The sequence below is a fragment of the Staphylococcus sp. HMSC14C01 genome (assembly GCF_001808085.1).
Lineage (GTDB): Bacteria > Bacillota > Bacilli > Staphylococcales > Staphylococcaceae > Staphylococcus > Staphylococcus hominis.
In genome coordinates this window covers 68,316-83,769 of the sequence record NZ_KV792021.1, presented here as the reverse complement: position 1 = coordinate 83,769, position 15,454 = coordinate 68,316, and the positions used below count along the sequence as shown (strand labels likewise).

The following is a 15,454-nucleotide window of genomic DNA, read 5'->3' as shown; positions in this document are numbered from 1 at the left end:
TAATATGGGTAATGAATTATTTGAAAAAGCTCTGCCAATTCTTAATCAAATAGAAACACATCATTTCGAAGCTTATTTTGTAGGCGGGGCAGTCAGAGATTACATTATGCATCGTACAATTCATGATATTGATATCACTACAAGTGCGATGCCAGATGAAATTGAAGATATATTTGAACACACTATTCCAATTGGAAAAGAGCATGGAACAATCAATGTTGTTTTCAACAATGAAAATTACGAAGTGACGACATTTAGATCAGAAGGTGATTATTTAGATCACCGTCGTCCAAGTGAAGTTCATTTTGTGAGAAATCTCTATGAAGATGTACAACGTAGAGATTTCACTATCAATGCTATTGCTATGGATAAAAATTATAAAATATTTGATTACTTTGGTGGTCAAAAGGATATACAATCAAAATTAATACGTACAGTAGGGAATCCAAGTGAACGATTTAAAGAAGATGCATTAAGAATTATTCGTGGACTTAGATTTCAGTCACAACTTACATTTGATATTCATACTGAAACCTTTGAAGCAATGCAATTAACTTGTTCGGACATTGAATATTTATCAATCGAACGAATTGTTGTAGAATTTAAAAAATTAATCTTAGGAAGTAATGTTAAACAGAGTTATCATAATTTATTATCTTTAAAACTTTTTAATCATATTCCATTTTTTAATGAATTAGATATGACATGTGTTTACATCAATGAACCTCTTGAATTTGAACAATGGTTAGCCATTTTACTTATAAAAAATGATACGCTTCCTTCTTTAAAGCAATTAAAAATTAGTAATAAAGAAAAATCAGATATACATACATATATTGATATTATTGAAACATTACCTCAAATTACTTCTAAAGATGCTTTAAAATTATTTGTTTATGATTATAGTGACTATTATATCTTAAAGGTTTTAAATATTTATTCTGTACTTCAAAATAATCAAATTCCTACCGCTTCAGAACTTATTATCAATTCTCTTTCTATTAAACAAGTCGTTCAACACCTCCAATTACATGAACGTAAAGAAATGGATGTGAATGGAAAAGATTTACTTGACCATTTTAATAAAAATGGTGGCCCTTGGTTAAAAAATGTATTGAGAGAAATAGAATGTGCGATAGTTACTGATAAAATCAAAAATAACAAAGAAGAAATTTTGAAATGGGTGAATGAAAATGTCAAAATATAGTCAAGATGTCGTTAAAATGTTATATGATCATCAATCAGAATATATTTCTGGTCAATACATTGCGAATCAGCTTAATATATCGAGAGCTGCTGTAAAAAAAGTAATTGATCAATTAAAAGCAGATGGATGTGATATTGACTCAATTAATCATAAAGGACATAAGCTTAATGCATCGCCAAATCGTTGGTATAGAGGCATTATCAATAAAGTACTAGAGTCTAATCATTTAGTATCCAAAATTGAAGTATATGATAGTGTTGAATCTACTCAAACTATTGCTAAACAAAGCCTTGTTGATAATCAATACACCATGTTAATTTTAAGTGATGAGCAAACAAAAGGTCGTGGTCGTTTCAATCGTAATTGGTCTTCTTCAAAAGGAAAGGGGTTATGGATGTCTGTTGTTTTAAGACCTAATGTCTCATTTGCAATGATTCCAAAATTTAATCTTTTTATAGCTTTAGGAATTAGAGATGCTATCCAAGCATTTTCTAAAGACAAAGTAGAGATTAAATGGCCAAATGATATTTATATTAATGATAAAAAAGTATGTGGATTTTTAACAGAAATGGTAGCAAATGCTGATGCAGTTGAGGCTATAATATGTGGTATTGGTATTAATTTAAACCATCAAGAAGAAGATTTTTCTGATATTATACGTCATCGTGCTACAAGCATTCGCTTGCACAATTCAGAAGAAATCAATCGATATCAATTTTTAAAACGTTTAATTGAGGAAATTGAAAAGCGTTACCATCAATTTCTTAATTCTTCATTTGAAACGATTAGAGATGAATACATTCGTACATCTAATATTTGGCATCGTAAGTTAACATTTACTGAAAGTGGAGAACAATTTATAGGTGAAGCTATTGATATTGATAATGATGGCTTTTTAATTGTCAAAGATGAAGATAATCAGATGAGACGACTGATAAGCGCAGATATAGATATATAAGCATACGGATAGAATTAGGAGAGATAGATATGGCATATACAAGTTTTGCGGTAGTAGATTTAGAAACAACCGGAAACCAACTTGAACATGATGAAATTATACAAATTGGTATTACATTTGTACGTGATAATAAAATATCAGGAACTTATCATTCAATGATTCGTACTGATTTGGAAATCCCACCATTTATCCAAGCTTTGACTTCTATCGAAGAAACTATGCTAGAACAAGCACCGTATTTTTATGAAATTGCTGATGACATATACGAACAACTCAAAGATTGTATATTTGTAGCCCACAATGTTGACTTTGATTTAAATTTCATTAAAAAGGCATTTGAAAAAAGTAATATTCATTTTAAACCTAAAAAGGTGCTTGATACCCTGGAATTATTTAAAATTGCATTTCCTACTGAAAAAAGTTACCAATTAAGTGAATTAGCAAATGCTCATAATATACCTCTGACAAATGCACATCGAGCAGATGAGGATGCAACAACAACGGCCTATTTAATGATTAAAGCTTTTAAAAAGTTTGAGTCATTACCTATAGATACCTTAAAGCAATTATATTATTTAAGTAAGCATTTAAAATATGATTTATTTAACATTTTATTTGAAATGGTCAGACAACATCATAATCATGATATAGATTATCAGTATGCTCAATTTGAACAGATTATCTATAAAAAACAACAAGACTTAAAAGTACCACAAATTGAATTTAAAGGTTCATTAAAAGATTTATATCTAGAAGTTACAACAGCACTTGAACTTACTTATCGCCCACAACAACTCTATTTGTCAGAAATTATTTTAGAGCAGTTAATGCATAATGATAAGGCACTTATTGAAGCACCTTTAGGAAGTGGTAAATCACTAGCATACTTATTAGCTGCATTGATGTATAACATTGAAACAGGCAAACATGTAATGATTTCAACAAACACGAAATTACTTCAACATCAATTACTTCAAAAAGATATTCCTAGTATTAATCGCGCGCTAGATTTCAAAATTAATGCTGCACTTATCAAAAGTAAAACAGACTATATTTCACTAGGATTGATAAGTCAAATTTTAAAAGATGATACAGCTAACTATGAAGTGAATATTTTAAAAATGCAATTACTTATATGGATATTAGAAACAAATACTGGAGACATACAAGAGTTAAATTTAAAAGGTGGTCAGAAAATGTATTTTGACCAAAAATTAGAAACTTATGTTCCAGTAAGGCACGATATTCATTACTATAATTATATAAAACGTAATGCTCAAAATATTCAAATTGGTATTACTAATCATGCGCATCTTATTCATTCAGATCAAGAGAATTCAATCTATCAGTTATTTGATGATTGTATCATTGATGAAGCACATCGTTTACCTGATTATGCTCTTAATCAAGTGACCAATGAATTAAACTATTCTGATATCAAATATCAGTTAGGTTTAATAGGGAAAAATGAAAATGAAAAGCTTCTTAAATTAGTAGATCATTTAGAGCAACAACGTATTTTAGAACGATTAGATATTCCACCTATTGACGTGTTTGGTCTAAAATCTAATATTTCTGATTTACACGAACTAAATGAAACCCTATTTAATCATATTTTTGATATTGTTCAACACTCAGACGTACATGATGATGATGTACATCGATATCATTATGTATTCGACTTTGATGCTACACGTATTCTAAAAGATTTGCATGCAATTGTAGACAAAATCAACAAAACTTTAGAATTTTTTAATGGTATTAACCATAAAACAATCAAATCTATACGTAAGCAATTACTTTACATTAACGATAATTACAGATATATAGAACTAAGTTTAAAACAAAATCATACTGCCTTCATATCTATCAAAAATTTGAATCAAAAATCGACCATACGTCTAATTGTAAAAGATTATGAAGTCCGTGATATTTTAACAAAGCAAGTGCTCGAGAAATTTAAATCATTAACATTTATTTCAGGCACACTTACATTCAACCATTCGTTTGAAGCATTTAAAAACTGGTTTAAAGAAGATGTAGAATTTAATACTTATGAAGTACAGTCATCACTTCAAAATCATAAATCAACAAATATTTACATTCCAAGCGATGTTGTTTCTTATGATTTTAAAAATACAGAAGATTATGTAGCATCTATTGTAGACTATATTCAAGAGTACGTCACTGTAACACAATCTAAATGTCTCGTACTTTTCACAAGTTATCGAATGATGCATATGGTACAAGAGCTATTAAATGAATTACCGATATTTGACGATTATGTTATTTTGACCCAACAACAAAATCAAAACTATAAAATTGTTCAACAATTTAATCATTTTGATAAAGCTATTTTGTTAGGTACATCAACATTCTTTGAAGGATTTGACTATCAATCTAATGGTATTAAATGTGTGATGATTGCTAAATTACCATTCATGAATAAATATAATACAAAGCATTGGTTAATGGATTCAGAATTTGAATCTACATTTAAAGATTATGTCTTACCTGATGCTGTAACGCGTTTTAGACAAGGTCTAGGTAGATTGATTCGTAACGAAGATGACAAGGGGCTCATTGTTTCCTTTGACGATCGTTTAACAAATAGTAACTATAAGCATTTTTTTGAACAATCGTTAGAATCTTATTCCCAAAAAAAAGGGAATATTCAACAATTTAGTAAATTACTTCACCGCATGCAGGCGAGTAAACTGAAAAATAGAAAAAAATAGATTATTTTAAATGATGAGAACACTATTCAGGTGCTAGAAGTTCACTTTCTATTTTGATAAAATAAATAAGTATTGTATAAAAAGAAAATAAAGTAGGAGTTTGATTATGAAAACAACAATTAAACAAGCAAAACAATACATTAATCAAGAAGTCACAATTGGCGCTTGGTTAACAAATAAACGTTCAAGCGGTAAAATTGCATTTTTACAATTACGTGATGGTAGTGGATTTATGCAAGGTGTTGTCGTTAAATCAGAAGTTGACGAAGAAACATTTAAACTTGCTAAAGACATTACACAAGAATCATCATTATATGTCACAGGTACAATTACAGAAGATAATCGATCTGATTTAGGCTATGAAATGCAAGTAAAATCAATTGAAGTCATTCATGAAGCTCATGATTATCCAATCACACCTAAAAATCATGGTACAGAATTCTTAATGGATCATCGTCATTTATGGTTAAGATCTAAAAAGCAACATGCAGTAATGAAAATTAGAAATGAAATTATTAGAGCAACATATGAATTCTTTAATGAAAATGGCTTTACTAAAATTGATCCGCCTATCTTAACTGCAAGTGCACCAGAAGGTACTAGTGAATTATTCCATACTAAATACTTTGATCAAGATGCATTTTTATCTCAAAGTGGTCAATTATATATGGAAGCTGCAGCTATGGCACACGGACGTGTTTTCTCATTTGGACCGACATTTAGAGCGGAAAAATCTAAAACAAGACGTCATTTAATTGAATTCTGGATGATTGAACCTGAAATGGCATTTACCAATCACGAAGAAAGTTTACAAGTTCAAGAACAATATGTATCACATATCGTAAAATCTGTATTAGAACATTGTAAATTAGAATTAAAAGCGCTAGATAGAGATACGAGCAAATTAGAAAAAGTATCTGCGCCATTCCCACGCATCTCTTATGATGATGCTATCAAATTCTTAAAAGAAGAAGGATTTGATGACATTGAATGGGGTGAAGACTTTGGTGCGCCTCATGAAACAGCTATAGCTAATCATTATGATTTACCAGTATTTATTACAAACTATCCAACTAAAATTAAACCATTCTATATGCAGCCTAACCCTGACAACGAAGACACAGTTTTATGTGCAGATTTAATTGCACCAGAAGGTTATGGTGAAATTATTGGTGGTTCTGAACGTATCAATGATCTAGAATTATTAGAACAACGTATCGATGAACATCAACTTGATACAGAAAGTTATAACTACTATTTAGACTTACGTCGTTATGGTAGTGTGCCACACAGTGGTTTCGGTTTAGGTTTAGAACGTACAGTTGCATGGATTTCAGGCGTTGAACACGTGAGAGAAACATCACCATTCCCACGTTTATTAAATCGTTTATATCCATAAAAATATCACGTTTTATAAATCATACTTGGGGAGTGAGACTAAATGATGTTATTCATGTCTCACTCCCACTTTTTACAATAAGAAAGAGAGGGGTATCATGGACACACATCAACTTAAAACTCGTCCTGTTGTAGTTAGAAGGGAACTTTTCGATCATTACAATGAATTAGGTTTAAATGAAAAAGATTTAGTCATTTTGATTAAGTTGATTTATGCCGCTGAAGTTTCTAATAAACAACCCTCAATAGAATTTTTGCAAAAAGGTTCAAATATGGAGCCGAGAGAAATAACATCAATTATTCAAAATTTAATTCAGCGTGATTTACTTGCACTGCATGTAAGTAAAGATGAGGAAGGAAAATTTACTGAATATATGAATTTAAATCGTTTTTACGAAAAGTTAAGTGATATTTTAACTCAAGAAAAAAATGAAACTACACATCATCAAACGCAACAAAACTTTAAGGATTTATTTCAATATATTGAACAGTTGTTTTCGAGACCCTTATCACCATATGAAATCGAAACGCTCAACCAATGGATTGATATAGACCAACATGATTACACTTTAATACGTGCTGCATTAGATGAAGCATATAGTCATGATAAATTAAGCTTTAAATATGTTGATCGTATTTTATTAAATTGGAAGAAAAACAATGTAACAACTTTAGAAGAATCTAACAAAGTGAGAGAAAAATTCAATAAACCTAAATTAACTCATACTGTAAAACATATACCTAAATTTGACTGGTTAAATGGAGAGAATCTAGATGGTAAGTAAGAAAAAAGCATTAGAAATGATTGACGTTATTGCAGATATGTTTCCCGATGCAGAATGTGAATTAAAACATAATAATCCGTTTGAATTAACAATAGCTGTATTATTATCTGCGCAATGTACAGATAATTTAGTTAATAAAGTAACACGTTCACTTTTTAAAAAATATAAAACACCTGAAGATTATTTAAAAGTAGATATAGAAGAATTGCAGAATGATATAAAATCCATAGGTTTATATCGTAATAAAGCAAAAAATATTAAAAAATTATGCCAATCTTTACTCGACCAGTACGATGGACAAGTTCCTCATACACATAAAGATTTAGAAAGTTTAGCTGGAGTCGGACGAAAAACAGCGAACGTTGTCATGAGTGTAGCTTTTGATGAGCCTTCTTTGGCAGTAGACACACATGTTGAACGTGTTTCAAAGCGTCTAGGTATTAATAAGTGGAAAGATAATGTTAAACAAGTAGAAGAACGTTTGTGTGATATTATTCCAAAAGAAAGATGGAGTAAAAGTCATCATCAACTTATCTTTTTTGGACGTTATCATTGTATTGCTCGAAAACCAAAATGTGATATTTGTCCATTACTTGAGGATTGTAGAGAAGGGCAAAAACGCATGAAAGCAATGAAAAAGGAAGTCTAATCAAATGATTAATAAATCACAATTTGAATCGCTAGAAAATGAACTTGATGTCTATGCTAAGAAAAGACAACTAAATTCTGATTTAGCAAAACAATATATCGATGATTATTTTGAACTACTTCTTTTGTTTTTTAGACAAATTAATGAAATAGAGTCTATTGATTTAAATCAGTTAGACCAATATCCAGTTGTTCCTATGAATTTTTTAGAACGATATCAATATATGTTAAAAAGAAAATACCACTTTATGGGGTATAGTCAAATGAAAACTTTGAAAAATGAACTTATTAAAATGAACGCTTCATATCAAATTAGAAGAAAAAATCAAAATAATAATTAATATGAAAGATAGTCTAGAGCAAAGTTGTTCTAGACTTTTTTTAGTTAAAAAAACGACATAGCCTTATAAAAGACTATGTCGTTTTTAAAGCTATTACGACGCTTTTCTAAAATTAAAAATCGTATTTGCTTTAAATATGTTAGATAAACTACTATTGTTATTTGTATTATCATTATTATTATTTTGTTGAGTTGATGTGGTACTATTGTTAGCACTGTTGTTCGTAGTTGAATTATTTACTGAGTTATCAGTTGTATTACCTGTATTCGTTGTAGTATTACTGTTCGTTGTTGATGTAGTATTTGAGTTGTTATCACTGGTAGAATTAGAATTGCTTGAACTATTTCCTGTACTACTAGAATTACTTGATGAGCTACTATCTGAATTGTTAGTAGACATATTATCATATTTACTTCCTGATGTTGTATTATTATCTGGATGATCTTTAACTGATAATGTACTTGCACCTGAACCAACAACTGAATCAGGTTTTTTGAAGTCTCCATCATTACTTGAAGTAATATCTGACATCACATCTTTATATAGATATTGTGCATATTCTTGTTCAGAATGTCCTAAGAATGAATCTTCACCGCCTTGTTTAATTTGGCTGAAGCCCATCCAAATTGACATTGTATATTTAGGTGTGAAACCATTCATCCAGATATCTTTGGCTGCATTGTCAGGTAAGTTATATTGATTATTAACTTCTGTGCCATAAGTACTTGTACCTGTTTTAGCCCCCATATTAACGCCAGCAACACCATGACCGTAAGCAGAACCATATGGTTTAAATGTACCAGTTAACATTTCTGCAAGCATATAAGCAGTATAATCTTCCATCGCTTTATGACTTGTATGATCAAATTCGATAGTTTCATCATCAGATGTTACAACTTTGCGAATTGAATGAGCATTATTGTAAGTACCACCATTAGCTATTGATGCGAATGCTGATGCTAATTGAGTAGGTGAGAATTCAGAAGCACCACCACCTAAAATTTCAGATGGTCCTAAATCAATGTCATAATCTAAACCAACTTTAGACGCAAACTCTTTTGGAGCATCTTTACCTGCACTTGATGATACTTGTTGCCAAGCTTTTAAGGCAGGAATATTAAAACTTTGTCTTAATGCATCATATGCAGATACTGTACCATGACCTTGACTATCATAGTTACGGAATGTACCGCCATCAATGGAATAACTTGATTCATCTTGAATTGCATGGTTTGTAGCCCATTGCATATTTTCAATTGCTGGACCATATGATAAGAATGGTTTAAGTGATGAACCAGTCAAGTGTGTATCTGTAGCAGCGTTACGATCAACGACATCTTTATAATTTCGTCCACCAGAAATGGCTACAATGCCTCCTGTTTTACTATCAAGAATGGTTGAACCCACTTGTTGATCATCATTTTTATAGTAATTACCATTATCAATGCGATCTTGAAGCGTTTTTTGCACGTCCTTATCCATATTTGTATAAATCTTAATACCACTTTGCATTAAATCACTATAGTTTTTATTTTTAAAGTGTTTATTGCCTATTAATTCAGCTTTAACAAAATTAACGTAAGAATCATACTCAGTATCAGAATCATTATTAGATATTTGACGTTCTTTTGTTGTACGTTTTACTAAATTATCTTCTAATGAAGTAGCTTTAGCTTCTTTCCACTGTTTATCAGAGATTCTATGATGGTAGTGCATTAAGTATAAAACAGTTTCTTTACGGTTTTCAGCTTCTTTTGGGTTATCATAAATGTTATAAAGGTTAGGAACTTGTGGTAAACCAGCTAGATAGGCTTCTTCAGCTAAATTAAGTTCATTTAAATTCTTATTAAAGTAATATTTAGCTGCAGCCCTAACGCCATATACACCGTCTGAGTAATAAATTTTATTTAAGTACATTTGGAAAATATCATCTTTACTGTACTCTTGCTCTAAACGGTAAGATAGATAAGCTTCTTGCGCTTTACGTCCAATAGATTTCTTTTCTGAAAGGAATGAACGCTTAACCACTTGTTGTGTTAAAGTAGATGCCCCTTGAGAACCAAAACCACCAGTTACGTTCTTACCAATAGCACCAAATAAACGTTTATAGTCTAAAGCACCATGTTCATAGAAGCGATTATCCTCAGTTGCTAACACGGCATTTTTCATATTTTTAGGAACATCTTTCAAATCAACATGTTCTCTACGTGCACCATTGTCTAATTTCTTAACCAAGTCACCGTTCTTATCATAAATTTCAGCAGGCTTTGGATCTTGTAATTTAGACTCATTAAATGCTGGAGCTTTCCAAGCATAATATGCAAATAGAAGTATACCGAGTAGAAGTAACACGATAAAGGCAATGAATAAAAAGCCTATAATCTTAATAATCGTTCTTTTTACATTCTTATTCTTTTTTGATTTGGATTTCCCATTTTTACCTTTATTTGGTTGGGAAGATCCTTTATTTTCCGTCATACGCGGTCCTCACTTTCATCTAATATCAACTTATCAACAGCCTTGAGATAGTTCAATCTAGGTTGATACTGATAAGGAATATAGTAACTATTTTTTTTGATTTCTTCAACTGTTATTGATTTTTTTATTTCCTTTTTATATCTTTCCCAAAAAGGTTCAAACTTCGAAAAAGGTAATAGATATACCTCATCAAGCATTTTAAATCTAATCAGTAAAAAGACGAGTCCCTTTTGTAGAAAACAACTTTTCATATGTTCTACTTGATGATCATGGATATTATTTAAAGGGAAAGACGTTTTATTTTTCGTTTCTTTCGCTTCAAAATCAATGTAATAGCCTCGATAAACGCCATTATAATCAGTTGTAGAAGGTGTTCGAAAGTATGCTTCATTAATTACAGCTTTACTTCTTTTAGGATAATGAACATTTACAATTTGAATAGGAGTAGGTTTCTTATGTATAACAGCCACACCATGCTTAAAATAGTAATTGTTAGATTGTTCAATATCTTTTTCGAGAGTCATACCTCGTCCACCATATTTAATGTTACTAGAAGCATCACTTTGATTACTTCCAACCTTAGTAGGATTTAGTTTGAATGGTTTTCCATTTGGATAATTTATCATACTCACCACACAAATTTAATATTACACTTTCAATTTCTCAGAGAATAATATTAAACTATAATACGATAATAATGAAATGAGCATAATATTTATATTATACTACACATAATTAAATATATTCATTAATTATCTATTCTATTTTAACGTGCTTTAACAGTGAAAACAATATGTTTAAAAATTTGTAATAATGTAAAATTTATATCTAAACAATACTATAAAATAATTGTAATAAATTGTAAGAATATAGGAGGCCTCGTTATGTACACATTAATTAATGAAATACTTAAAGAACTACAGTACATGGCGTCAAGCTATAATGAAATAAAATTGACACAGTCAGAGAAGCAATTTCATCGAGATGTTGTTCCTTATGTAAAAAAAATTGATGGTTTAACTGAAGAATTATCTCATTATCATGATGAACTAATTCAATTTCCTTATATGAATAAGGAAAAATTAGAAATTTTAGTTAAACATATTAAGGAATTATCTGTAGAGTGTCACTACAATAAAACAAGTAAGAAGTTATTTAATGAAAAATTGAAATCTGCTAATTATGATCTTACCAATTTGCTTAAACATATAAAAGATAAAGAGGAATCAATACATTGAAAACAGTATATGTGACTGGATATAAATCATTTGAGTTAAATATATTTAAAGATGATATGAAAGAAGTGGATTATCTTAAACAATTTATAGAACATAAATTATTACAGTATATTGACGAAGGGCTAGAATGGGTACTCATTCAAGGACAAATTGGTATTGAATTATGGGCAGCTGAAGTAGTATTAAAATTACAAGACACATATCCTGAGTTAAAATTAGGTATTATCACACCATTTTATGGTCATACCTCCAAATGGAATGAACACAATATAGCAAAGTATGAATCTATTGCTAGTAATGCACAATTTCTAGAAAGTGTATTTCATTCTGAATATCAAGGACCTTTTCAATTTAAACAAACAGACCAGTTTATATTAGATCATACAGATATGACGTTATTAATTTATGATGATGAACAAGAAGGAAGTCCAAAATATTTTAAGAGGATGTTAGTTGATTTTATGGAAAAAACGACTTATAATTGTGATATTGTGACATTTGATGAACTTACTGACTTTATTAACGATTTACAATGGCAACAAGACCAAAGTTTTGAATGAGGTGGAAATTAATGGCAGATGTTTCTTTAAAGCTTTCAGCAAAAGATATCTATGAAAAAGACTTTGAAAAAACGATGGCTCGCGGTTATCGTCGTGAAGAAGTTGATGCTTTTTTAGATGATATCATTACTGATTATCAGAAAATGGCTGATATGAATAATGAAGTAGTCAGACTATCTGAAGAAAATAATAAACTTAAAAAAGAAGTTGAAGAATTGAGAATCAGAGTTGCAACTTCACGTCCTTCTGATAATAAGTCATTTGCTTCAAGCAATTCGAAATCAGCGAATAACAACGTAGACATTTTAAAAAGAATTTCTAATCTTGAAAAAGCTGTTTTTGGCAAATAATACATTGATATCTTAAAGATATAAGCTTGTTACGAAGCATGTTTGATTGCTATTATGTTTGATTTTGATAGCTAATTATTTATCTATTTAAAATTCTATTAAATATTTTAAAATTATGTTATACTCACAAAAGTGATATTTTGGGTAATCGCTATAGAAATATAGAGGAAAGTCCATGCTCACACAATCTGAGATGATTGTAGTGTTCGTGCTTGATGAAACAATAAGTCAAGGCATTAATTTGACGGCAATGAAATAACCTAAGTCATTCATTGATATGGTTAAAATAGTTTGAAAGTGCCACAGTGACGTAGCTTTTATAGAAATATAAAAGGTGGAACGCGGTAAACCCCTCGAGTGAGCAATCCAAATTTGGTAGGAGCACTTGTTTAGCGGAATTCAACGTATAAACGAGACATCTTTACTCGCATAGTAAAGATCTGTAGACAGATGATTACCACCAAAGTACCAGTACAACTAGTGTACGTTATGAGTACAATGGTACAGAACATGGCTTATAGAGATATCACAGACTAGTTTAGCTCTCCCTTTTTATGGAGAGCTTTTTTTATTTTGTATACATAATTATTTTAATATTTGTTAATATACTAATATGATATGAGACAAAGGAGATGAAATAATGTATCAATTATTAGCCGTGTGTCCAATGGGTCTTGAAGCCGTAGTTGCTAAAGAAATACAAGAACTTGGTTATAATACTCAAGTTGAAAATGGACGCATTTTCTTTGAAGGTGATGCTAATGCCATTGTAAAATGTAATTTATGGCTACGTACAGCTGACCGATTAAAAATAGTAGTAGGACGCTTCAATGCTAAAACATTCGATGAACTTTTTGAAAAGACAAAAGCATTACCTTGGGAAACAATTATCGATAAAGAAGGACAATTTCCTGTCCAAGGTCGTAGTGTAAAATCTACACTTCATAGCGTTCCTGACTGTCAAGCCATTACTAAAAAAGCTATCGTTGAACGTCTTAAAAAAGCTTATAATGAAAAAGGATGGTTAAACGAAAGTGGTGCGAAATATCCTGTTGAAGTAGCTATTCTTAAAGATAATGTCCTACTTACCATTGATACGTCAGGTTCAGGACTAAATCGTAGAGGGTATCGTATTGCACAAGGTGAAGCACCTATTAAAGAAACATTAGCAGCTAGCTTAGTACGTTTAGCAAATTGGAAGGGTGATACACCCTTTATTGATCCATTTTGTGGTTCTGGAACCATTGCTATTGAAGCATGTTTAATTGCTCAAAATATTGCGCCAGGTTTTAATAGAGAATTTGTATCAGAGGAATGGAATATTATGCCTCCTAATATTTATGACGTCATGCGTGACGAAGCTGATCAACAAGCTGACTATGATAAAGACATTCAAGTGTATGCGTCTGATATCGATCCAGAAATGGTTGAAATTGCTAAACGTAATGCTGAAGAAGTAGGCCTAGGTGATATTATTCAATTTAGTGTTAAGGATGTTAATACATTAACTATCGACCAAGAAGGACCTGTAGCGTTAGTTGGTAACCCGCCATACGGCGAGCGTATTGGAGGTAGAGCTGAAGTTGAAGAAATGTATCGATATGTAGGTAAACTAATGAAACAACATCCTTATTTATCAACATATATCCTTACAAGTAATAAAGAATTTGAGTATTTAGTAGATCGTAAAGCAACTAAACGTCGAAAACTTTTTAACGGTTATATCGAATGTACGTATTATCAATACTGGGGAAAAAAGCCTAATATTGATAAATAAATTTGACTTGAAGATTTATTTGAAAATAATTAATTTTGTAAATTTTTCTTAATAAATTGGATAATATTTATTTAAAATTTATGTATTTATTAGCACTATAATAGTGACTATTGTAAAGTTATTAGTAAGCGTGTTAAAAACATAGCACATTTAAACAGTATAGTAAGGAGAATAAGTTATGCAAACAGTTTTAATTGTAGGGGCTAACGGAAAAGTATCAATTGAAGCAACTAAAATTTTCTTAGAGAATTCTAGTTTTAACGTTGATTTATTTTTAAGAAATGCCCACCGTATTCCTGATTACGCATCTAATCGTATCACTGTCTTTGAAGGTGATGCTAAAAATGTTGAAGATTTAGAAAAAGCATTAGATCAAGTAGATATTGTTTTTGCAAGTTTATCAGGATCACTAGATAGAGAAGCACAAGCCATTATAGATGCCATGAACAAAAAGAATGTTAAACGTTTAATATTTGTGGCAGCTCCTGGTATTTATGACGAATTACCAGATAAATTCAATACATTTAACAAAGAACAATTTGGTGAAAAATTAACTAAATATCGTAAAGCAGCTGATTTAATTGAAGCGTCTGACTTAGATTATACAATTATTCGTCCTGCTTGGTTAACATTTAAAAATGAATCAGATTATGAAATTACTCAAAAAGGTGATACCTTTAAAGGAACAGAAGTTTCTAGAAGAAGTGTAGCCAATTTAGCAGTGCGTATAGCGAAACAACCTGAACTTTATTCTAGACAAAATATTGGAGTAAATAAACCAAATACTGATGGCGATAAACCAGCTTGGTTTAACTAATTCATTCTATATAGGTTTTTATTATTTCTTATGATAAAATTTAATAAACATAGCTAAAGATATTTTAGTTTTATCACCCTAAAAGTGAGGTTATAATTCTTTTTAGTTTTATAACCTTAATTTTTTTATATTTTAGAGTGAGTGAAATAAAGGGGATAG

Annotated in this window: 14 protein-coding genes and 1 other RNA gene; 13 read left to right on the top strand and 2 right to left on the bottom strand. The window is 30.4% G+C overall.

The genetic code is table 11. From position 1 onward, the window contains the following. Positions 1 to 4: 4 nt before the first annotated feature. The 7 genes from HMPREF3131_RS02840 to HMPREF3131_RS02810 all read left to right on the top strand — a co-directional run bounded on the left by HMPREF3131_RS02840 (position 5) and on the right by HMPREF3131_RS02810 (position 8,075). Entirely contained in the window at positions 5 to 1,207 is a 1,203-nt protein-coding gene (locus HMPREF3131_RS02840; RefSeq protein WP_017176303.1) for a CCA tRNA nucleotidyltransferase, read from the top strand. Further along, positions 1,194 to 2,165 carry a biotin--[acetyl-CoA-carboxylase] ligase gene (locus HMPREF3131_RS02835; protein WP_017176304.1) on the top strand — a complete coding sequence of 324 codons (972 nt, stop codon included), beginning with the start codon at positions 1,194 to 1,196 and terminating at the stop codon, positions 2,163 to 2,165. The genes HMPREF3131_RS02840 and HMPREF3131_RS02835 overlap by 14 nt, the downstream gene beginning before the upstream one ends. A gap of 29 nt (positions 2,166 to 2,194) precedes the next feature. After that, entirely contained in the window at positions 2,195 to 4,903 is a 2,709-nt protein-coding gene (locus HMPREF3131_RS02830) for a helicase C-terminal domain-containing protein (RefSeq protein ID WP_070436444.1), read from the top strand. A 106-nt stretch (positions 4,904 to 5,009) separates the two neighbouring features. Next, positions 5,010 to 6,302 carry an asparagine--tRNA ligase gene (gene asnS, locus HMPREF3131_RS02825; RefSeq protein ID WP_048682152.1) on the top strand — a complete coding sequence of 431 codons (1,293 nt, stop codon included), beginning with the start codon at positions 5,010 to 5,012 and terminating at the stop codon, positions 6,300 to 6,302. 97 nt (positions 6,303 to 6,399) lie between these two features. Further along, positions 6,400 to 7,086, top strand: coding sequence for a DnaD domain-containing protein (locus HMPREF3131_RS02820; protein ID WP_048762449.1), 687 nt, complete (start codon positions 6,400 to 6,402; stop codon positions 7,084 to 7,086). Beyond that, complete coding sequence (gene nth / locus HMPREF3131_RS02815) at positions 7,076 to 7,735, top strand: endonuclease III (RefSeq protein ID WP_049415974.1); 660 nt, start codon at positions 7,076 to 7,078, stop codon at positions 7,733 to 7,735. Before HMPREF3131_RS02820 ends, nth begins: the two co-directional genes overlap by 11 nt. A 4-nt stretch (positions 7,736 to 7,739) precedes the next feature. Beyond that, positions 7,740 to 8,075 carry a YpoC family protein gene (locus HMPREF3131_RS02810; protein ID WP_048762447.1) on the top strand — a complete coding sequence of 112 codons (336 nt, stop codon included), beginning with the start codon at positions 7,740 to 7,742 and terminating at the stop codon, positions 8,073 to 8,075. A gap of 93 nt (positions 8,076 to 8,168) precedes the next feature. On the opposite strand, the gene HMPREF3131_RS02805 is transcribed toward HMPREF3131_RS02810, so the two are convergent. Beyond that, positions 8,169 to 10,553, bottom strand: a complete 2,385-nt coding sequence (locus tag HMPREF3131_RS02805; RefSeq protein ID WP_048762445.1) for a transglycosylase domain-containing protein — start codon at positions 10,551 to 10,553, stop codon at positions 8,169 to 8,171. After that, positions 10,550 to 11,176, bottom strand: coding sequence for a Holliday junction resolvase RecU (gene recU / locus HMPREF3131_RS02800; RefSeq protein ID WP_048762475.1), 627 nt, complete (start codon positions 11,174 to 11,176; stop codon positions 10,550 to 10,552). Before recU ends, HMPREF3131_RS02805 begins: the two co-directional genes overlap by 4 nt. Positions 11,177 to 11,437: 261 nt before the next feature. Here recU and HMPREF3131_RS02795 point away from each other — a divergent pair, with 261 nt between their 5' ends. The 6 genes from HMPREF3131_RS02795 (at position 11,438) to HMPREF3131_RS02770 (ending at position 15,295) form a co-directional block, all read left to right on the top strand. Then, the gene (locus tag HMPREF3131_RS02795) at positions 11,438 to 11,791 is read left to right on the top strand and encodes a DUF1798 family protein (protein ID WP_017176309.1); all 354 of its coding nucleotides are present in this window, start codon (positions 11,438 to 11,440) and stop codon (positions 11,789 to 11,791) included. Next, positions 11,788 to 12,351, top strand: a complete 564-nt coding sequence (locus HMPREF3131_RS02790) for an SLOG family protein (RefSeq protein ID WP_017176310.1) — start codon at positions 11,788 to 11,790, stop codon at positions 12,349 to 12,351. The genes HMPREF3131_RS02795 and HMPREF3131_RS02790 overlap by 4 nt, the downstream gene beginning before the upstream one ends. An 11-nt stretch (positions 12,352 to 12,362) precedes the next feature. Beyond that, positions 12,363 to 12,701: a cell division regulator GpsB gene (gpsB, locus tag HMPREF3131_RS02785; protein ID WP_002449866.1), complete on the top strand. Its 339-nt coding sequence runs from the start codon at positions 12,363 to 12,365 to the stop codon at positions 12,699 to 12,701. Between the two features lie 136 nt (positions 12,702 to 12,837). After that, positions 12,838 to 13,224, top strand: an RNA gene (rnpB, locus tag HMPREF3131_RS02780) — RNase P RNA component class B. Between the two features lie 117 nt (positions 13,225 to 13,341). After that, positions 13,342 to 14,478, top strand: a complete 1,137-nt coding sequence (locus HMPREF3131_RS02775; protein WP_017176312.1) for a THUMP domain-containing class I SAM-dependent RNA methyltransferase — start codon at positions 13,342 to 13,344, stop codon at positions 14,476 to 14,478. A gap of 178 nt (positions 14,479 to 14,656) precedes the next feature. Continuing rightward, positions 14,657 to 15,295, top strand: coding sequence for an SDR family oxidoreductase (locus HMPREF3131_RS02770; RefSeq protein ID WP_002455331.1), 639 nt, complete (start codon positions 14,657 to 14,659; stop codon positions 15,293 to 15,295). The last annotated feature ends 159 nt before the right edge of the window (positions 15,296 to 15,454 follow it).

Bases quoted from the DNA above. Each gene is read 5' to 3' on its own strand.
- HMPREF3131_RS02840 (WP_017176303.1), top strand. From the start codon at position 5: ATGGGTAATGAATTATTTGAAAAAGCTCTGCCAATTCTTAATCAAATA.
- HMPREF3131_RS02835 (WP_017176304.1), top strand. From the start codon at position 1,194: ATGTCAAAATATAGTCAAGATGTCGTTAAAATGTTATATGATCATCAA.
- HMPREF3131_RS02830 (WP_070436444.1), top strand. From the start codon at position 2,195: ATGGCATATACAAGTTTTGCGGTAGTAGATTTAGAAACAACCGGAAAC.
- asnS (WP_048682152.1), top strand. From the start codon at position 5,010: ATGAAAACAACAATTAAACAAGCAAAACAATACATTAATCAAGAAGTC.
- HMPREF3131_RS02820 (WP_048762449.1), top strand. From the start codon at position 6,400: ATGGACACACATCAACTTAAAACTCGTCCTGTTGTAGTTAGAAGGGAA.
- nth (WP_049415974.1), top strand. From the start codon at position 7,076: ATGGTAAGTAAGAAAAAAGCATTAGAAATGATTGACGTTATTGCAGAT.
- HMPREF3131_RS02810 (WP_048762447.1), top strand. From the start codon at position 7,740: ATGATTAATAAATCACAATTTGAATCGCTAGAAAATGAACTTGATGTC.
- HMPREF3131_RS02805 (WP_048762445.1), bottom strand. From the start codon at position 10,553: ATGACGGAAAATAAAGGATCTTCCCAACCAAATAAAGGTAAAAATGGG.
- HMPREF3131_RS02795 (WP_017176309.1), top strand. From the start codon at position 11,438: ATGTACACATTAATTAATGAAATACTTAAAGAACTACAGTACATGGCG.
- gpsB (WP_002449866.1), top strand. From the start codon at position 12,363: ATGGCAGATGTTTCTTTAAAGCTTTCAGCAAAAGATATCTATGAAAAA.
- HMPREF3131_RS02775 (WP_017176312.1), top strand. From the start codon at position 13,342: ATGTATCAATTATTAGCCGTGTGTCCAATGGGTCTTGAAGCCGTAGTT.
- HMPREF3131_RS02770 (WP_002455331.1), top strand. From the start codon at position 14,657: ATGCAAACAGTTTTAATTGTAGGGGCTAACGGAAAAGTATCAATTGAA.